This is a genomic window from Aeromonas sp. FDAARGOS 1405 (assembly GCF_019048265.1).
GTDB lineage: Bacteria > Pseudomonadota > Gammaproteobacteria > Enterobacterales > Aeromonadaceae > Aeromonas > Aeromonas veronii_A.
In genome coordinates this window covers 2,521,176-2,540,860 of record NZ_CP077311.1, presented here as the reverse complement: position 1 = coordinate 2,540,860, position 19,685 = coordinate 2,521,176, and the positions used below count along the sequence as shown (strand labels likewise).

Below are 19,685 nucleotides of genomic sequence, written 5' to 3'. Positions count from 1 at the left end.
ACGCGGGGCAGACTTGCAGTAAAAGGTACTATCATGGGATTCATACTGAGACGCTTTTCCTTCTATCTGGTTGCCTTTCTGGTAGCCGCCACCATCAACTTCCTGTTACCCCGTGCCATGCCAGGGGATCCTGTCTCCGTGATGTTTGCCCGCGCTGGCGCCATGATGGAACCCGCCGCCCTGGAAGCCCTCAAAGCCACCTTCGGCTTTGTCGACGGCCCCATCGGCACCCAGTTTCTCACCTATGTGAAGAGTGTCTTCACCTGGGATCTCGGCACCTCGGTGCGCTTCTACCCGCAGCAGGTCTCTGACGTGCTGGGCCGTGCCATCGGCTGGACCCTGTTTCTGGTCGGCACCTCCACCATCCTGAGCTTCTCCATCGGTTCCATCGTCGGCATCTTCGCCGCCTGGTATCGCGGCGGCCGGATGGACAGCATTCTCTCCCCGCTCACCCTGGTGATGCAGGCCATTCCGCCTGTGGTGGTCTCCCTGCTCGCCCTGTTCCTGTTCGGAGTCAGCCTCGAGTGGCTGCCCATCGGCTACGCCTACAGCCCGGAGATCAAGGCTGACTGGGGCTGGGAGCACATCAAGAGCATCATGACTCACGCCATCATGCCGGTGCTGACCCTGGCCGTGGTACAGGTGGGGGGCTTTCTCATCACCATGCGCAACAACATGATCAACCTGCTGGGCGAGGATTACATCACCATGGCCAAGGCCAAGGGGCTCTCCAGCAACCGGGTGATCTTCAACTACGGTGCACGCAACGCCATTCTGCCCAGCGTCACAGCCCTCTCCATGGCGCTCGGCTTCGTCATCGGTGGCTCCCTCATCACCGAAGTGATCTTCAACTATCCCGGCCTGGGCCTGACCCTCTATCAGGGCATTCTGGCCCGCGACTACCCGCTCATTCAGGGGCAGCTGCTCATCATGACCATCACCATGCTCAGCTTCAACTTCCTGGCCGACGTGCTCTACGTCTTCCTGGATCCCCGTCTGCGTACAGGAGGCAAATAAGATGCGTATGCCGACCATTCTCAAAATCCTGCTGGGCAACAAGAAGGCTGCCTGTGGCCTCGCCATCGTGGTTGCCTTCGTGCTGATGGCCCTCTTTGCCCCCATTCTGGCCAGCAACGAGCCGACCAAACGGGTGGCTCGCCCCCACCAGCCGCCCAGTGCCGAGTTCGTGATGGGGTCAACCCGCATGGGCCACGATATCTGGGCCCAGTTCACCAACGGTGCCCGTATCTCGCTGCTGGTGGGCTTCAGCGCCGGCCTGCTTGTCTGCACCCTAGCCGTCGCCATCGGCATCACTGCCGGTTACTTCGGCGGTCTGGTGGATGAATGCCTCACCTTCCTGATGAACGTGGTGCTGGTGATCCCCAACCTCCCCTTGCTACTGGTGCTGGCGAGCTTTATCGGGGAGGCGTCACCGGCGGTGATTGCCGTGATAATAGGGTTGACCTCGTGGGCCTATGGCGCGCGGGTCATCCGTGCCCAGACCCTGGCGCTGCGCGAGAAAGAGTTCGTCATCGCCGCCGAAGTGCTGGGCGAGCCGGCCTGGCGCATCATTCTGGTGGAGATCCTGCCCAACCTCATCTCCATCATCGGAGTGAGCTTCATCGGCTCCATCATCTACGCCATCGTCACCGAAGCGACCCTGGAGTTCCTGGGGCTTGGCGACCCGACCGTGGTGAGCTGGGGTATCATGCTCTACAACGCCCAGACCTCCAGTGCCATTCTGGTCGGCGCCTGGTGGGAGATCCTGGCTCCCTGCTTTGCCATCGCCACTCTGGGTGCCGGTCTGGCCCTGCTCAACTTCGCCATCGACGAAATTGCCAACCCGCAGCTGCGCTCCCACAAAGGGTTGAGCCGCTGGAAGAAACTCGCGGCGCCGGTCACCACTCCGGTTGCCACAGCACAGGAGAAGACAGCATGAACAAGCATCCCCTGCTGTCAGTACGCAATCTTTGCGTCGACTACATCACCGAAAATGGCGACGTGCGCGCCGTCAACTCGGTGAGCTTCGATATCAGACAGGGCGAGATCTTCGGCCTCGCCGGTGAGTCAGGCTGCGGCAAATCCACCGTCGCCTTCTCGGTGGCCCGGCTGCACAAGCCGCCCGCCTACATCAGCGGTGGCGAGATCCTGTTCAAGGGGGAGAACATCCTCCATTACAACGACGAGCGGCTGCGCTCCTATCGCTGGCAACAGGTGTCGGTGGTGTTCCAGTCCGCCATGAACGCCCTGAACCCTGTGCTGCGGATGGAGGAGCAGTTCTGCGACGTGCTGCTGGCCCACAACCCCGGCCTGACCCGTTACGAGGCGATCAAGCGCGCCCAGGAGCTGCTCACCATCGTCGATATCCACCCGAGCCGGCTCAAGGACTACCCGCACCAGTTCTCCGGCGGCATGCGCCAGCGGCTGGTGATTGCCATCGCCATGGCGCTCAACCCCGAGCTGCTCATCATGGATGAGCCGACCACGGCGCTCGATGTGGTGGTACAGCGGGAGATCCTGCAGAAGGTCTATGCCCTGAAAGAGAAGTTCAACTTCTCCATCCTGTTCATCACCCACGACCTCTCCCTGATGGTGGAGTTCTGCGATCGCATCGGCATCATGTATGCCGGTGAACTGGTGGAGGTGGCTCCTTCCAAGGCGATCCTGACCGCGCCGCTGCACCCCTATACCAGAGGGCTCGGCAACTCCTTCCCGCCCCTGCACGGGCCGAAGAAGGTGCTGGAGGGGATCCCGGGCACACCACTCAACCTGCTGGAGGTGCCGGTCGGCTGCCGCTTTCAGGCCCGCTGCGGCAAGGTGCACGATCGCTGCCGTCAGGAGTACACCAGATTGGCCGAGATCCGCCCCGGGCAACAGACCGCCTGCCACCTCTATGAAGAGCAGGGGCTGCAACAAGATTCCGTGATCTATCTGGACAAGGCCGCTGGCTGTTAAGGATGTCTGTCATGCAAATCGCCAAAACCGATGCACCCATCATCGAAGTCCAGCACCTCTACAAGGACTTCCCCATCAACTCCAATGCCATCAAGAGTGGCAAGATGCGGGCGCTCTCCGACATCACCTTCAACCTGCACCGGGGCCGCGCCCTGGCGGTGGTCGGGGAGTCGGGCTCCGGCAAGAGCACCATCGCCAAGATCATCGCCAAGATGTACAAGCTCAGTGCCGGGCGCATTCTCTATCGCGGCCACGATCTGGAGGAGTTCAACAAGGGCACCGCCCTGCTGGACTATCGCCAGAGCGTGCAGATGGTGTGGCAAGATCCGTTCGGTTCGCTCAACCCGACCCACACCATCTATCACCACATCGCCCGCCCCCTGCTGCTGCACAGCAAGGTGATCGACAAGAAAGAGCTGCCCGACATGGTCTACGCCCTGCTGGAGAAGGTCGGCCTGACTCCTGCTAAGGCGACCGCGGCCAAGTATCCGCACCAGCTCTCCGGCGGCCAGCGCCAGCGGGTCAACATCGCCCGCAATCTGGCGGTGGAGGCGGAAGTGGTGCTGGCGGACGAGCCGACTTCCATGCTCGACGTCTCCATTCGCATCGGCATCCTCAACCTGATGGAGCAGATGAAGAACGAGCTCGGCGTCTCCATGCTCTACATCACCCACGACATCGCCACCGCCCGCTATGTGGCGGAAGATCTGGCTGTGATGTATGTAGGGCACATGGTGGAGTGGGGTGAGGTGGACGAGATCCTGCACCACCCGCAGCACCCCTACACCCAGCTGCTCATCTCGGCGGTGCCCGATCCGGAGAAGAGCATCCACGCCGAGCTGGAAGGAGGCCGCAAGGGGGAGATCCCGCTCTGGACGCCGGAATCCTGCGGTTGCCCCTTTGCCGGGCGCTGCAATCAGGCAATGCCCCGCTGCAAGGAGGCGCTGCCCCCCATCACCAAGCTTGCCGACAACCACTTCGTGCGTTGCTACCTCTACGAGTGAGGGTGAGCCTTAGACCGGCCGGACAACCCTGTCCGGCCATGCCTCGATACGGGGCGGCCACAGCCCCGTGATGTGCCTCACCGCCCGGCGGTGAACCACAGGAGTAATACCTTGATGGAACTCTTGATCAATCAGGTGGGCTACGAGTGCGACGGCCACAAGGTCGCCCTGTTGCAAACCTCCCCCGCCTCTGATCTCGGCGGCTATGTCAGGCTGCAACGCCTCGACGATGGCCAGATCCTGTTTGAAACCCCGCTGCAACCGGCTGGCAGCGTCTCTGGCTGGCAAGGCCGCGCTTACTGGCGTGCCGACTTCTCCGCCTTCAAGGAGCCCGGCCACTATCGGCTGGAGGCGATCACTGCCCAAGGCATAGTCCGCTCCACCCGTTTTGCCATCGGCCAGGATCTGCTGGCCAGCCGCTGTCTCTCCGATGTCATCCACTACTTCAAGGGCCAGCGCGCCAGCGGCACCTTCGATCGGGCCGACCGCAACGCCCGCCTGTTTGGCACCGACCAGCACAAAGATGTGCACGGCGGCTGGTTCGATGCCAGCGGCGATATGAGCAAGTACCTGAGCCACCTCTCCTACGCCAACTACCTCAACCCCCAGCAGACCCCCATGGTGGTGTGGTCACTGCTCAAGTGCCGGGAACTGCTGGCCCCACGCCGCGATATCGACGGGGTGAACCTCTGCAAGCGGCTCAATGACGAGGCGCTGCACGGCGCCGATTTCCTCTGCCGGATGCAGGATGAGTCGGGCTTCTTCTTCATGACCCTGTTCGACAAGTGGAGCAAGGATCCTGCCCAGCGCGAGCTGTGCGCCTATGCCACCCAACAGGGGATCAAATCCGCCAACTGGCAGGCGGGTTTTCGCCAAGGGGGCGGCATGGCTATCGCCGCGCTTGCCCGCGCCGCCCGCGAGAGCGTCAGTGGCGACTTCGATGCCAGCCGCTACGCCGAGGCGGCCAAACGCGGCTACCTGCATCTGCGTGAACACAACCTCTCCTATCTGGATGACGGGGTCGAAAACATCATCGACGACTACTGCGCCCTGCTGGCAGCGGTAGAGCTGACCCGCACCTTCGGCTCCGAGTGGCTCAATGAGGCGAGAGTCCGTGCCAGCAAGCTTTGCGCCCGCCAGCGCCCTCATCCTGAGCTGGGTCACTACTGGTCGGCCAACGAGGATGGCTCGCGCCCTTACTACCACGCCGCCGAGGCAGGCCTGCCGATGCTGGCGCTGCTGGAATATCTGGGCGTAGAGCCGGATCAGGAATACAAGGCTAGGGTACAAACCGTGGTGGAGCAGGCGCTGGCCGCCGAGCTGGCGCTCTGCGCCCGCGCGGGCAACCCCTTCTCCCTCGCCCGCCAATATGTGAAAGGGGTGGATGAAGCGCCGCGCGTCAGCTTCTTTATGCCCCACAACAACGAATCCGGTTACTGGTGGCAGGGGGAGAATGCCCGCCTCGCATCGTTGGCGGCTATGGCCTTTGCTGGCGCCCGCCACTTCCCCCGCCAGAGCCAGCCGCTGCTCACTTATGGCCAGCGCCAACTCGACTGGATCCTCGGGCAAAACCCCTTCAACGCCTGCATGCTGGCGGGCCACGGTATCAACAACCCCGCCTATACCGCCGGGTATCCGAATGCGCAGGGGGGTATCTGCAACGGCATCACCTCAGGGTTTGATGACGAAAATGAGGTGGCCTTTATTCCGGAGGAGTACAAGGATCGGTTGGATCAGAACTGGCGCTGGGGCGAGCAGTGGATCCCCCACGCAGCCTGGTTTGCCCTGGCCATCACCTGGCTGAATGCGCAGGGAAATGGAGGTCACCATGATTGAGTTCTGGGTCGGCGTCGATGGCGGGGGCACCCACACCCGCGCCCGCATTCGGGATCGGGCGGGCAAGCTGCTCGGAGAGGGGTGCGCGGCCGGCTCCAATCTGGAGCTGGGCATCCCCCATGCCCACGCCAATGTGCTGGCCGCCATCGCCAGCGCCCGCCTTGCCGCCGGGATCGCTATCGAGAGTGAACAGCAGATGGGGGTCGGACTGGCGCTCGCCTCCGCCGAGCTGGCCGACTGCTATCACGCCCTGCTCGAGATGCCCTTCCCCTTCGCCAGCGTCAGGCTCACCTCCGATGCCTTCGGTGCCTGCCTCGGCGCCTTTGGCGGCCGTGAGGGGGCCATCCTCATCGCCGGTACCGGCTCGGTGGGGCTGGTCTATCAGGAGGGGCAGATCCGCACCTGTTCCGGCCGCGGCTTCCCCATTTCAGACATAGGCAGCGGCGCCTGGTTGGGGCTGCGCGCCATCCAGCAATCCCTGCTCTGCCATGATGGCATTCTGCCCCCCAGCACCCTCGCCATCCGCTTGATGGATCGCTTCAAGCGGGATCAGGCCGAGGTGGTACGCTGGGCCACCCGCGCCATTCCAGCGGACTATGGCCACTTTGCCCCCTGGGTATTCGATGCCGCCAGCGATGGCGACGAGCTCGCCAATCAGCTGCTGGACGAAACCTGCGAACAACTGCGGATCCTGCTGGAGGGGATGACCCAGCTCGGTGCCAGACAGATCGCCCTGCTGGGGGGGATTGGCACACGCCTTGCCCCCCGTCTCGGCCAGCTCAACCTGATCCCCCCCCAGGCAGATGCGCTCGATGGCGCCATCCTGTTTGCCCAATCAGAGGATTTTCCATGTCTACACCCCTGATCCACACCCAGGTCGCCCGACGTGACGGCGAGGATGTCTGGTTCACCTTCACCCTATCCCGCATGCCGGATACCCGGTGGAAGCTGCACTTCTGTCTGGCTCGCCATATCGACCCCGACTCCTTGCAAGGGGGCGAGCTGGAACGCCAGAGCGGCAGCTACAAGGTGATTGTCCCGAACGCTGACAGCTGCGAGCTGCGCTTTTGCTGCCGCCAGACGCCCATCAAGAAGCTCTCCGACATGCCGCAGGGCTTCTTTCTCAGCCTGCCGGAGGCGACCACGGGTGCCCAGCTGCTGCCGGTGACGCTGGCGGCGCAGGATCTCGGGCTGGAGAACCCGCCGGTAACCCGCCCCGACCTGCCGGATGTCGAGCCCCTGCCCGGTATAGTGCCGCAACCGGCCCATCTGGTACTGCTGGAGGGGAACTTCCGGCTGGCCGAGCGGGCTCATGTCAGCGCCCCTCACGATGTGCCGAAACTGCTGGCCCACTTCAACGAGCTGACGTCGCTGGCGCTGGAGCAGGATCACGACGCTGAAATCCGGCTGACCGAGGCCAAGCTGGCCCCCGAAGCCTATCAACTCACCATCACGCCGCAGGAGGTGGTGATTGCCGCCGCCGACGAAGCGGGTTGGCGTCATGGGCTGGTGACGCTGGCCCAGTGGTATCTGCAACATGGGGAGAGCCTGCCCTGCGTCACGCTGGAGGATGCCCCGCGCTTTGGCTTTCGCGGCATTTTTCTCGACTGCGCCCGCCACTTCCACACTCCGGCCACCATCAAGCGCCTGCTCAAGCTGATGAGCCTCTACAAGTTCAACCGCTTCCACTGGCACCTGACCGATGACGAGGGGTGGCGGCTCGAGATAAAAGCCTTCCCGGAGCTGACCGACGTGGGTGCCTGGCGCGGCCACGATCTGGCGATCGACCCCCAGCTGAGCGGCGGCGCCGAACCCTATGGCGGCTACTACACCCAGAGCGAGGTGAAGGAGCTGGTGCGCTATGCCAGTGAGCTCGGCATCACCGTCATTCCCGAGATCGACATCCCGGGCCACTGCCACGCCGCCATCAAGGCGCTGCCCGAGTTGCTGATCGAAACGGCGGATCACTCCCGCTACCGCTCGGTCCAGCATTTCGATGACAACGTGCTCAACCCCGCCCTGCCCGGCACCTACCGCTTTCTGGAGGCGGTGCTGGACGAGGTATGCGAGCTCTTTCCCGGCCCGCAGATCCACATGGGGGGTGACGAGGTGCCGACCGGGGTCTGGACCGACAGCCCCGCCTGCCAGCAGCTGATGGTCGAGCAGGGCTACGCCGACTGCCGCGAGCTGCAGGGCCATCTGCTGCGCCACTGCCAGCGCTATCTGGCCACCAGAGGCAAACAGATGATCGGCTGGGAGGAGATCCTGCATGGCGACAAGGTGAGCCGCAAAGCGGCCATCTGTGCCTGGACCAGCTTTCAGGCGGGGCTGGACGCTGCCGCAGCCGGTTATCCGGTGGTGATGGCGCCCGCCCAGTTCCTCTATCTCGATCTCGCCTGGAGCGCCGATATTCATGAACCCGGCCTCTACTGGGCGGGTACCCTCAATCTGGAGCAGGTCTACGCGTGTGACCCTGCCCCAGCCGATTTCCATGCCAACGATAACATCCTCGGGGTGCTGAGCCCCTTGTGGTCAGAATTGATCACCAGCCGTGATCGTCTCGACTACATGTTGTTCCCGCGTATGCTGGCCACGGCCGAGGTGGCTTGGAGCGATCCCGCCCACAAGGGCTGGGAGCACTTCGCCGCCCGCCTGCCGGGCCAGCTGCAGATCCTCGACCAGCTGCAGGTGCGCTACCGGATGCCACAGAGGTAATGTTGTCTCTACTTTGGCGGCCAATCGGCCGCCTTTTTTACGATTAGCCAACAAAACATCAACTTCCCCCTACCATTCATCCGCCATTATTGGCAAAATCCAGCCCCCAATGAAGCTGGTCTGCCTCCTGCTGGCGCGAGCCTGCGGTCACCTCCAGATCTGCCACAATAACAACGACAACATTATCAACAAGAACATCGGAGCGTATTCCTATGGCCCGCAGAGACGTCCATACCCTGGATAGCGAAGTGGAGTTTCCTGCCGACGTACAACTGGTCTCCACCACTGACCTGCGCGGGGTGATCACCTACGCCAACCCGGCCTTTTGCGAAATCGCAGGCTACCCGGTCGATGAACTGGTGGGACACAACCACAATCTGGTACGCCACCCCGACATGCCCAAGGCCGCCTTCGCCGATCTCTGGGCCCGCCTCAAGGAGGGCAAACCCTGGCGCGGCATCGTCAAAAATCGCTGCAAGGATGGTCGTTACTACTGGGTAGATGCCTACGTCACCCCCATCTACGAAGGCAACAGGATCAGCGGCTACCAGTCGGTACGCTGCAAGCCCGAGCCCCAATTCAAGCGCATCGCCGCTCAGACCTACCAAGCCCTGCTCAAGGCCGAGCGCGGCAACAGCAGCAACCTTCCCTCTCTTGCCAGAGTGCGCACCCCGGCCATTACACTGCTGCTGCTCGGCCTGATGGGCTGGGCCTTCGCCAGCCAAGGGGCCATGACCGTCCTGCTGATGCTGCTGCCCCTGTTGCTTATTGGTGGAGCCTACTGGCGCGAGCTCTTCGCCCTGCCCCACTATCTGCAGCAGCTAGGCCGCGAATATGACAGTCTGACTCGGCTGGTCTACTCCGGTGACAACCCCGGCGCCATTGCCGATTTTCATATCAAGATGCTTCAAGCCCGCATCCGAACTGTGTTGGGACGGATCAACGATGCCACGGCACCTCTGCAAACCCTGGCCATCAATCTGAAGCAGGCCTCTCATCAGGCCTGTCTCGATATCAACGAGCAAGATGCCCAGACCCAGCAGATGGCTACGGCTATGACTCAGATGGCCAGCACGGCCCACGAGATCGCCCGCAACATTCAGGACTCCAACGGTCAGGTCAACGAAGCTCGCAATCGTTGTGAACAAACCAACCAGCAGCTGAACCAGACCGAGCAACAGATCGAACAGCTCGCCAAACAGGCAGAGCTGGCGTTCAACTCGGCGGTAGAGCTCGCCAACGAATCCGAACGGATTGGCAGTCTCATGGGCGAGATCCAGGGCATCGCCGAGCAGACTAACCTGCTGGCCCTCAACGCCGCTATTGAGGCCGCTCGCGCCGGGGAGCAGGGCCGTGGTTTTGCGGTGGTAGCAGACGAGGTGCGTACTCTATCGACCCGCACCCAGAAGGCGACCGAGCAGATCCAGGGCAGCATCAAGCAGATCCAGCACACGCTGGGGCGCTGGAAGGGGATGATGCAGGAGAACCTGCAACAGACCCGCGCATGTGCCGAGATGACCCGCCAGGGCGCCAGCAGCCTCCATACCGTGCTGGCAGAGATAGAGCTGGTCACCGAACACTCCACTCAGATCGCCACCGCTGCTGAGCAGCAACAAGCGGTCGTGGAGGAGATCAGCCGCAGCATCCACCAGATCTCCGAGTACTCCCACGCCAACAGTCAGAAGATGCTGGATGTCGATCACTCAAGTCAGGCTCTGCTGGAACGGGCCAAGCAACTGAAGGGGCTTAGCCAGACCTTCGGCTGAATCATTGCCAGCCCCATGACAGAAGCGCCACAATGGCGCTTCTGTTGTTTTTGACGAATCGGGTCTATGAGCATTGAACCAAGTCCATCCCCATTGAACAAAACAGCCCGTATCGAAGCGATCATCGCCCTGATCCCTGCCGGCAAGGTGGCCAGTTACGGTCAGGTGGCCGATCTGGCGGGGTTGCCCGGACGGGCAAGACTGGTAGGCAAGGTGCTGCGGGAAACCGACAAGGTACTGCCGTGGTATCGGGTGCTGGGCGCAGCAGGCACCATCTCCTTACCAAAAGGGTCGGCTGGCTTCGACAGACAGGCGGGATTGCTGCAGGAAGAGGGCGTGCCCGTGATTGGTGGGCGGGTCAGAATGAAGGAGTGGCAATGGCAGCCCGACCTGGCCGAGCTGCTTTTTCTACTGCCGTTTTGAGGGGGGCACTGCCAGATCACTCCAGCGGTGCCAGGATCTCCTCACTGCGCACCTGCACCGGTATAGTCTCGTCCTCGCGCTGCAGCAGCACAAGCAGGCTCTGTCGGTCCACCTCCAGCACATAGGCAGCCCCTTCCCGGGTCATGCAGCTCATGCCCGGCCGGATCTCGTTAATCTCCATCTCAACCTCCTTGTCTACTTCGCGATTGACGACTGCTGCACTCCTTGCAGCTGTCTCAGTATACCCTTATCCATAAGCAAAGAGGCCCCTGGTCGGGGCCTCTTTGTCATCAGGCTTTCTTCGCCTTCGGCAAACTCTCTTGCCAGGTACCGTTGTCGTAGTGAGCGGTCCAACCGGTCGCCTTGCCGTTGACCTCGCTCATCACGTACTGCTCCTTGGTCTTTCGACTGAAGCGCACGATGGCGGGGTTGCCGTCCGGATCGGTGAGCGGGGCTCCCGCCAGATACTTGTGCTTGGCGGAGATGCGATCCTTGAAGCGCTTGAGCTCTTCCACCAGCGGCGCGCGAGTCTCGCGGGATTTGGGGAAGTTGCTGGCTGCCAGGAACAGACCGGCAGCACCGTCACGCAGCACGAAGTGGGCATCGGACTGGGTGCACTTGAGCTCCGGCAGCGGCACCGGATCCTCCTTCGGCGGCGCGATGTCGCCGTTTTTCAGGATCTTGCGGGTGTTCTTGCAGGTCTCGTTGGTGCAGCCCATGTACTTGCCGAAACGGCCGTTCTTGAGCTGCATCTCGGCTCCGCAACGGTCGCACTCGATGCTCGGCCCTTCGTAGCCCTTGAGCTTAAACTGGCCCTTCTCGATTTCGTAGCCATCGCAATCCGGGTTGCGACCACAGACGTGCAGCTTGCGGCTGTCATCGATGATGTAGGCATCCATAGCTGTACCACAGACGCCGCAGCGGTGCTTGGCGCGCAGCGCTTCGGTTTCCGCCTCTTCACCGTCAGTGGCGGAGACAAACTCGTCGGCAGAGACCAGGTTGATGGTCTTCTTGCAGCGCTCTTTCGGCGGCAAGGCATAGCCGGAGCAGCCGAGGAACACGCCGGTGGTGGCGGTACGAATACCCATCTTGCGGCCGCAATCCGGGCAGTCGATGTCGGTCATCACCATCTGGTTGGCACGCATGCCGCCCTCTTCGGGCGCCTTGTCAGCCTTCTCCAGCTCCTGGGTAAACTCGGCGTAGAAGGCGTCCAGCACCTTCTTCCACTCAAGGCTCCCTTCGGCGATGCCATCGAGCTTGTCTTCCATCTTGGCGGTGAACTCGTAGTTCATCAGCTCGACGAAGTTCTCCACCAGACGGTCGGTGACGATCTCGCCCATCTTCTCGGCGAAGAAACGGCGGCTCTCGACCCGCACATAACCGCGATCAACGATGGTGGAGATGATGGAGGCGTAGGTTGACGGACGGCCGATGCCGCGTTTTTCCAGCTCGCGCACCAACGCAGCTTCAGTGAAACGAGCAGGCGGCTTGGTGAAGTGCTGGCGCGGATCCAACTTGACCAGTTTCAGCACCTCGCCCACGGTCACCGCCGGCAGCTGGCTATCTTCGCCCTTGCGACCCATCGGCGGCAGTGCCTTGGTCCAACCGGCGAAGCGCAGGGTACGGCCACGGGCCTTGAGCTCGAACTCACCCGCCTTGACGGTCAGGGTGGAGGAGTCGTATTGAGCCGGGGTCATCTGGCAAGCAACGAACTGACGCCAGATGAGATCGTACAGACGCATGGCATCCGGCTCCATCCCTTCCAGCATCTCGGCAGTCACCTGTACGTTGGAGGGACGGATCGCCTCGTGCGCTTCCTGAGCATTGGCCTTGGCGCCATACAGATTCGGTTCGGCTGGCAGATAGGCCGCGCCATACTGCTCGCCGATATATTCACGCACCGCCTCAACCGCCTCTTTGCTGAGGTTGGTGGAGTCGGTACGCATATAGGTGATGTAACCCGCTTCATAGAGACGCTGGGCCATCATCATGGTTTTCTTGACCCCGAAGCTCAGACGGGTAGAGGCCGCCTGCTGCAGGGTGGAGGTGATAAACGGCGCGGACGGTTTGGAGCCGGTCGGCTTGTCTTCCCGGTTCACCACCTTGTAGTCGACCCCTTCCAGGGCTGCGACAGCGGCAAAGGTCTCGGCCTGGGTCACCGGCTTGAAGTCGGCACCATTGCGGCTGACCACTTCCATCCGCAGATCGCTCTTGTCGGCGGTCAGCAGGTCGGCATTGAGATCCCAGAATTCGACCGGAACGAACGCCTTGATTTCGCGCTCTTTATCGACGATGAGACGCACCGCAACGGATTGCACCCGACCGGCGGAGAGACCACGAGCCAGCTTTTTCCACAGCAGCGGGGAAACCATGTAACCCACCACGCGGTCGAGGAAACGACGGGCCTGCTGGGCATTGACGCGGTCAATATTGAGTTCGGACGGCTGGGCGAACGCCTCCTTGATGGCGCTCTTGGTGATCTCGTTGAACACCACGCGCTTGTAGCGGCTGTCATCGCCACCGATGATCTCGCGCAGGTGCCAGGCGATCGCCTCTCCTTCTCTATCCAAATCGGTTGCGAGATAGATGGTGTCGGCTTTCTCGGCCAGACTTTGCAACTCGCTGACCACCTTCTCCTTGCCGGGCAAAATCTGGTAGTTAGCCTGCCAGCCAGCGGTCGGATTGATACCCATCCGGGCAAACAGGGCCTTGCGATCCTTGGCTGCCTTTTCAGCTTCGCTCAACTTGATGCCGCGAATGACGGGTTTCTTGGGCTCGGTGCTGGCGCTGCCGCTGGTGGGCAGATCGCGAACATGACCAACGCTGGATTTCACCACGTAGTCCTTGCCCAGATATTTGTTGATCGTCTTGGCCTTGGCCGGAGACTCCACTATGACCAGTGATTTGCCCATGCTGTAACTATTATCCTCATTGCACCCGACGGGGTTGGTGTGCGGTTTTGTGGGGCTGTATAAGAGATTTGGCGCGAAAAAGCAATCTTGTGAGCAAATTTGCCTGACCAGCCCGAACCACACGGCTTCTTTTATTGCTTCTTTATTTATTAATGCGAAGGCAACAGGCCGGACGCAACCGCTTTTTCAATTTTCTGCCATACCGCCCCTCTTTTTATATCTGAAACGACATAAAAACGTCTGTTGGTTACCGGCTTGTTACAAAAACATAAAATCTCTTTATAATGGCCCAACCCCGACGCATTGTGCGCGGAAGGAACCGCTACCCATCATAAAAATCGAAAGGATGTACTCAATGAAGCACTTCGAGGTCAATTTCGACGGTCTGGTCGGCCCGACTCATAACTATGCAGGCCTCTCCTACGGCAACGTTGCCTCCCAGAGCAATGCCCAGGAAGCCTCCAATCCGAAAGAGGCCGCCAAACAGGGGCTGCGCAAGATGAAGGCGCTGACCGAGCTTGGCATGACCCAGGGTGTACTGGCGCCACAAGAGCGCCCCGATCTTGCCACCCTGCGCCGCCTCGGCTTCACCGGCAACGATGCCCGGGTGCTGGAACAGGCCGCCAAACAGGCTCCCGCCGTACTGGCCGCCTGCTATTCGGCCTCCAGTATGTGGACCGCCAACGCCGCCACCGTCTCCCCGAGTGCCGATACACGGGATGGCCGCATTCACTTCACCCCCGCCAACCTGACCAACAAGTTTCACCGATCCCTGGAGCCGGACGTCACTGGCCGTATCCTGCGCGCCGTGTTCAACAATGATCGCCACTTCAGCCACCACCTCCACCTGCCGGAAAATGATCACTTCGGCGACGAGGGGGCGGCCAACCACACCCGCCTCTGCCGCGCCTACGGCGAGGCGGGGGTCGAGCTGTTTGTCTATGGCCGCAGCGCCTTTGACTACTCCCGCCCGGCGCCGAAGCGCTATCCGGCCCGCCAGACTCTGGAGGCAAGCCAGGCCATCGCCCGCCTGCATGGCCTTGGCGAGGAGAGCATGGTGTTTATTCAGCAAAACCCGGAGGTGATCGATCAGGGAGTGTTCCACAACGACGTGATCGCAGTGGGCAACCAGAATGTGCTCTTCTTCCACCAGCAAGCGTTCCTCAACACCGAAGCCGTGCTATCAGAGATCAGCGACAAGTTTGGCGAGGGGGATTTGCACTTTATCGAAGTGCCGACTGCCGAGGTATCCGTGCTGGATGCGGTGAAATCCTACCTGTTCAACACCCAGATCCTCACCCTGCCGAGCGGCGAGATGGCCATTATCGCCCCCACCGAGTGCCGCGATAATCCGGCGGTGTCGGCCTATCTTGGCAAGCTGCTGACGCAGGAGACTCCGATCAAGGCGGTCCACTATATGGATGTGAAACAGAGCATGCGTAATGGTGGCGGCCCGGCCTGCCTGCGACTGCGGGTTGCCATGAACGATCAGGAACTCGCTGCGGTCAATCCGGCCTGCCTTATCAACGACAGCCAGTTTGCCCGCCTCGATGGCTGGGTAGATCGCCACTACCGAGACCGCCTGACTCTCGATGACCTGCGTGATCCGACCCTGGTGCAGGAGTCTCGCAGCGCGCTGGACGAGCTGACCCAGATCCTGAAACTGGGTTCCGTCTACCCGTTCCAGCGCTAGATGTGATGATCGGGAAGACTGCCGACACAGGCAGTCTTCTCTTATCTACCTCACCCCCTTGCACGGATGCTCTTTTGTGCAGAAAATCAGCATGCAACTTGCTGATAAGCTTGATTTTTGAGCTGGATATATCAAAAAATCGACGAACAGTCATTTTTTGCTGCCAGAAACGCTTCAAGGGGTTCACAAAGAGCGAAGATCTGTTAGTATGCGCCTCGCACTTGGGGAGGGGTTCCCGAGCGGCCAAAGGGATCAGACTGTAAATCTGACGGCTCTGCCTTCGAAGGTTCGAATCCTTCTCCCTCCACCATTCAAGTGCAACAATCAGGAAAATACCCCGTGGAGGGGTTCCCGAGCGGCCAAAGGGATCAGACTGTAAATCTGACGGCTCTGCCTTCGAAGGTTCGAATCCTTCTCCCTCCACCACTTCCCCGATTGTAATGGATCAATACAATTTGTTTTGCCCCTGTGGAGGGGTTCCCGAGCGGCCAAAGGGATCAGACTGTAAATCTGACGGCTCTGCCTTCGAAGGTTCGAATCCTTCTCCCTCCACCATCATTCAGAAAACCCGGCCTAGCGCCGGGTTTTCGCTTTATCGCCAATTCACCTTTCCGCCCTTGTCAGATCTGACAGTTGCAATTGCATCCCAGCTTGCTCATCGTGGCATCATCAACATCAGAGTGTTCACATCATGTTTGAAGTCTGGGATGAGCATGGCCACGCAACAGGTCTGACACTGCAGGCACTCAAAATCAGAATCAGCAACGACTATCAGGGCGATCTGATGGTGCGCTACAGCAACAAGCTGGGACTCCCTACGACTCTTTTTCTGACAGTTCACAAGGGTATTGCCTATCAGCGCTTCAAAGCCGGCTCACCAAAACTGGACTGGGAGTGGCTGGCTGGCGCAGGTAATGGCCATACACCCCGCGATTTTATGAGTGAGCAGTTTCCCCTACTCCAGTTTTCCCTCGACAACAACTGACTCTTCATACTGTTCGCTTAAACGCATCAGCTCCCCGATGATTTGCTGTAGTTGGGCACGAAAGCGTGTCAGCTCGTCAGTACAAGCTGACGATCCAAACTGGCGGATTTTTTCTTCCAATCGCCATGCCTCTTCAGCCAGCTGCGGCGCCATCATCATACTGACGGTTCCTGCCTGACGATGAACCCAATTAGCCAGAGCCTTGTCATCCTGTGGTTGCTGCCCCATCGCTTGCTCAAGCTCCTGACGAAAGAGTGGGAACATCTGCCGCAACTTGTCACCTTGGCCAAAAAAAGCCGCCATGGCCGCGACATCAATCAAGGATGGTGATGGCAAGATACGCCACTTTTGCAGCATCTGACGCAAACCATCCAGCAGCACTGGCTTGCCCAGCAAATCATCCATGCCGGCGGCAAAGCAGCGTTCAGCCTGCTCAGGCATGACATTGGCCGTCATGGCAATGATCAGCAAGCGCTTCTTATCCTCCCCAGCCCGTACCCTGCGCGTGAACTCATAGCCATCCATCACCGGCATCTGGCAGTCACAGAGCACCAGATCATAGGGATACTGCGCGACCATCTCGAGGGCTTGCTGGCCATGCTCAGCCAGTTCGCAGTTCAGCTTGAGCTGCCCGAGCTGGCGTATCACCAGCTGCTGGTTAAGGGGATTATCTTCCACCAGCAGAACCCTACAGGGCAGCATGGGCTCGCACTCTGCGCTCTTTTGTATCGCTTGCGTAACAATCTCATCGCTCAAGGCCAGCTGGCGATAGCAGACTTCCCGCACTGCATGCCAGGTCATGGGATTGCTGTTGAGAATGTAACCCTTCTCATCACTGCGATAGCCAAGAGGGGTGGCCAGCGGCAGCACCCGGATAACGCCCTCAGCCGCCAGGTCATGGTCACTGAAACGCAACTGAGCATTATCAGGGGGCGACGTTCGCGTGACTCCCAGCGCGTCAAGATGCAGTAACAGGGTGTGACACAGCTTATCGTCATGCAGCTCAATGCTGGCTTGCAGGCCATTGAGACGGAGATCCGGCTCTCGCTGTGCCAGAACAGGCAGCGTGACTGTCAAGGTGATAAAGGTACCTAGCCCCGGGGCACTCTCCAGCCGGATCTCGCCCCCCATCAAGTTGGCTAGGGTCTGGCAGATGCTAAGCCCCAGGCCACTGCCACCATAACTGCGGGTGGTGGAGCTCTCAGCCTGTTCAAAGGCATTAAAGATCCGGTCACGCGCTTCGGGTGTCATGCCGATGCCACTATCGCGCACACCGAAGCGCAATTGCTGTTGCCCCTCCCCCTGTGCCAGCAGTTGCACCGAAATCTCGATAAAGCCCCGCTCGGTAAATTTGATGGCATTGCTGACAAAGTTGAAGAGGATCTGACGCAAACGCAGCGCATCGCCGCTTACCCGGGCCGCAACTCCGGCATCAGCCCACAAGTAGACGCGGAGCCCCTTGCGGTGTACCTCGCTCACCGTCATGGTCAGCACACTGTCAATCAGCTCACGCAGAAGAAACGGGGTTTGCTCGAGCTGCATCTTGCCCGCCTCCAGCTTGGCGTAGTCGAGCACATTGTCGATCAGTGCATGCAGCCCCTGAGCCCCACGGTTGATGATCTCCACCATCTGGCGCTGCTCCAGGGTCAGTTCGGTGAAGGTGAGTTGCTCCGCCATGCCGACGATACCATTCATGGGCGTGCGAATTTCGTGGCTCATGGTGGCCAGAAACTCCCCTTTCTGGGTGGCGGCCGACTCAGCCTTTGCCTTGGCCATGGCGAGTGCAGCCTCGACCTGACGACGACGAACTATCTCCTGACGTAGCCGCCAGTAAGCCACCGAGAGTATCAGGATAAACAGGGCAATCCCGATACCTATAGGGATCAGAGTTCTGATTAATTTATGCCAAGGGATCCCCTCGCTGTAGTTCAATGCCAACCAGCTATTGCGGATCTGCTGTTTCTCCTTGTCACTCATGCTGGCGAGCACCCTGTTAATCAAAGGCAGCAAGGGGGTGTAAGGCTCACGCACCGCTACGGCCAGCTCATCTCTGAAAGGCGTCGGCGCAACAATATGCAGGCTGTCATCAAACTGCTCATTGATGAGTCGAGATATCACTGCAAGATTGCCTATGTAAGCGTCTCCGCGACCAGACGCAACCATGGCTAGTCCCTCTTTCGGGCCGGAAACCACAGTAGTCCTGATATCAGGAATACGAGCACGCAGCTCTGCAACCAGCAAGCTATCGGTAACCACCAAATGCTTGCCCACCAATTCTGCAAATCCCCCAAACGTACTACTCGCACGAGACATGGCGATCACAACAGGAAACGAAGCAATCGGCTGGCTAATCTGCCAACCGCTAATACGCTTGATTATTCGGGTCGGGATGACAGCAATATCCGCATCTTGATGCAGCAATCCCTGTAACAATTCAGGCCAACTCTGATCAACGCGATATTGATAGGCAAGTCCTAGCTTGTCTTTGAAGACATTCATGTAATCGCCGATCAATCCTGTGAGCTTACCGTCACCATCTGAGTAGGAGAACGGTATCCACTTGGGAATAAAGCTCAACTTAAGGGGGGGCAGGCTCGCAAGCCAGTCACGTTCATCCGGTCGCAGTAAAAAACCACTATGCCCCTGAAAGTTAAGGTTATTGTCGCTCAACCAGCGTTGTTCCAGAGCGCTGCGCTCTTCAATGCTCAGCGCCTGGATCGCTGTATCAAAGCGAACCCCCAGCCTAGAGTTATGTTTGCTTATTCCCAGATGCAGGCTCTCCATCAACAAGGGAGCCTGGGCGACCACTGCCAGTTCTGGATGCTGGGCAATAAACTGATTCGTGACATGCAAATTGCCGATATAGGCATCGGCCCGCTTGTCCAATACGGCCTGGAGTGCCATGTCAGTGTCTTGAAACAGCAGTCGCTGTACCTCTGGATAATGCGCTCTCACCAGCTTTTCAGTCAGAAATCCTGCTTCTATCGCAATGCGCGATTTATTCAAACCACTGACATTTTTAAACAAAGGTGAATCATGCCGCACTACTACCACGGTCGGTGAAGAATAATAAGGCCGACTATAGGTCACGCACTCACTCTCTTCCGATCGAAAAGAGTCCAGCATAATATCCAATTGCCCTTTACAACTCGCTACGTATAGCTGGTTCCAGTCAGGATATGTTTTCCATTCAATATGATAATCAAGATTCCTTGCCAGGGTCGTGATCAATTCAACACTGAAACCGCTGGCATTATGTCCATCCCACCGCTGAAATGGCCCCCATCCTCCAGTTAATAACCCGACTTTTATTGTTGGTAATGAGTTGTTTTTATGAGCAGAGGCAGACGTCGTGAATATGCAGAAATGACATATCATTATGGCGACTATGCATCG

General features: G+C 59.7%; 14 protein-coding genes and 3 tRNA genes. 14 read left to right on the top strand and 3 right to left on the bottom strand.

Translation table 11 applies throughout. The annotated features are described in order from the left end of the window. The first annotated feature begins 33 nt into the window (after window positions 1-33). From I6L35_RS11995 to I6L35_RS11955, 9 genes are all read left to right on the top strand, one after another. The gene (locus I6L35_RS11995; RefSeq protein ID WP_005353818.1) at window positions 34-1,017 is read left to right on the top strand and encodes an ABC transporter permease; all 984 of its coding nucleotides are present in this window, start codon (window positions 34-36) and stop codon (window positions 1,015-1,017) included. Between the two features lies 1 nt (window position 1,018). Further along, window positions 1,019-1,939 (top strand): ABC transporter permease, encoded by a 921-nt coding sequence (locus I6L35_RS11990; protein ID WP_005347708.1) that lies wholly within the window; start codon window positions 1,019-1,021, stop codon window positions 1,937-1,939. Continuing rightward, on the top strand, window positions 1,936-2,955 hold the full coding sequence (locus I6L35_RS11985; RefSeq protein WP_042054504.1) for an ABC transporter ATP-binding protein: 1,020 nt from the start codon (window positions 1,936-1,938) through the stop codon (window positions 2,953-2,955). The genes I6L35_RS11990 and I6L35_RS11985 overlap by 4 nt, the downstream gene beginning before the upstream one ends. Before the next feature lie 11 nt (window positions 2,956-2,966). Next, entirely contained in the window at window positions 2,967-3,959 is a 993-nt protein-coding gene (locus I6L35_RS11980) for an ABC transporter ATP-binding protein (protein WP_005353824.1), read from the top strand. A 114-nt stretch (window positions 3,960-4,073) separates the two neighbouring features. Further along, the gene (locus tag I6L35_RS11975; RefSeq protein WP_216978269.1) at window positions 4,074-5,795 is read left to right on the top strand and encodes a glycoside hydrolase family 9 protein; all 1,722 of its coding nucleotides are present in this window, start codon (window positions 4,074-4,076) and stop codon (window positions 5,793-5,795) included. Next, complete coding sequence (locus I6L35_RS11970; protein ID WP_216978268.1) at window positions 5,788-6,660, top strand: BadF/BadG/BcrA/BcrD ATPase family protein; 873 nt, start codon at window positions 5,788-5,790, stop codon at window positions 6,658-6,660. The genes I6L35_RS11975 and I6L35_RS11970 overlap by 8 nt, the downstream gene beginning before the upstream one ends. Then, window positions 6,645-8,510 (top strand): beta-N-acetylhexosaminidase, encoded by a 1,866-nt coding sequence (locus I6L35_RS11965; protein WP_216978267.1) that lies wholly within the window; start codon window positions 6,645-6,647, stop codon window positions 8,508-8,510. The genes I6L35_RS11970 and I6L35_RS11965 overlap by 16 nt, the downstream gene beginning before the upstream one ends. Window positions 8,511-8,722: 212 nt before the next feature. Next, window positions 8,723-10,276, top strand: coding sequence for a PAS domain-containing methyl-accepting chemotaxis protein (locus tag I6L35_RS11960; RefSeq protein WP_216978266.1), 1,554 nt, complete (start codon window positions 8,723-8,725; stop codon window positions 10,274-10,276). 66 nt (window positions 10,277-10,342) lie between these two features. Beyond that, a complete protein-coding gene (locus tag I6L35_RS11955; RefSeq protein WP_216978265.1) occupies window positions 10,343-10,699 on the top strand; it encodes an MGMT family protein in 357 nt (118 codons plus the stop codon). A 16-nt stretch (window positions 10,700-10,715) separates the two neighbouring features. Here the strand turns inward: I6L35_RS11955 and I6L35_RS11950 are convergent, their stop codons facing one another. Together I6L35_RS11950 and topA are read right to left on the bottom strand one after the other, a co-directional pair. After that, the gene (locus I6L35_RS11950) at window positions 10,716-10,880 is read right to left on the bottom strand and encodes a hypothetical protein (RefSeq protein WP_162851498.1); all 165 of its coding nucleotides are present in this window, start codon (window positions 10,878-10,880) and stop codon (window positions 10,716-10,718) included. A gap of 109 nt (window positions 10,881-10,989) precedes the next feature. Beyond that, complete coding sequence (topA, locus tag I6L35_RS11945) at window positions 10,990-13,611, bottom strand: type I DNA topoisomerase (RefSeq protein WP_139442170.1); 2,622 nt, start codon at window positions 13,609-13,611, stop codon at window positions 10,990-10,992. 355 nt (window positions 13,612-13,966) lie between these two features. Between topA and astB the strand changes: the two genes are divergently transcribed. The 5 genes from astB (at window position 13,967) to I6L35_RS11920 (ending at window position 16,289) form a co-directional block, all read left to right on the top strand. Then, window positions 13,967-15,304: an N-succinylarginine dihydrolase gene (gene astB, locus I6L35_RS11940; RefSeq protein WP_216978264.1), complete on the top strand. Its 1,338-nt coding sequence runs from the start codon at window positions 13,967-13,969 to the stop codon at window positions 15,302-15,304. 225 nt (window positions 15,305-15,529) lie between these two features. Next, a tRNA-Tyr gene (locus I6L35_RS11935) sits at window positions 15,530-15,614 on the top strand. Window positions 15,615-15,645: 31 nt separating this feature from the next. Further along, a tRNA-Tyr gene (locus I6L35_RS11930) sits at window positions 15,646-15,730 on the top strand. Between the two features lie 44 nt (window positions 15,731-15,774). After that, window positions 15,775-15,859 (top strand) — tRNA-Tyr (locus I6L35_RS11925). A gap of 136 nt (window positions 15,860-15,995) precedes the next feature. Beyond that, complete coding sequence (locus I6L35_RS11920; RefSeq protein ID WP_005347735.1) at window positions 15,996-16,289, top strand: hypothetical protein; 294 nt, start codon at window positions 15,996-15,998, stop codon at window positions 16,287-16,289. On the opposite strand, the gene I6L35_RS11915 is transcribed toward I6L35_RS11920, so the two are convergent. Then, complete coding sequence (locus tag I6L35_RS11915) at window positions 16,260-19,667, bottom strand: transporter substrate-binding domain-containing protein (protein WP_254204437.1); 3,408 nt, start codon at window positions 19,665-19,667, stop codon at window positions 16,260-16,262. The genes I6L35_RS11920 and I6L35_RS11915 overlap by 30 nt on opposite strands. Window positions 19,668-19,685: the final 18 nt, after the last annotated feature.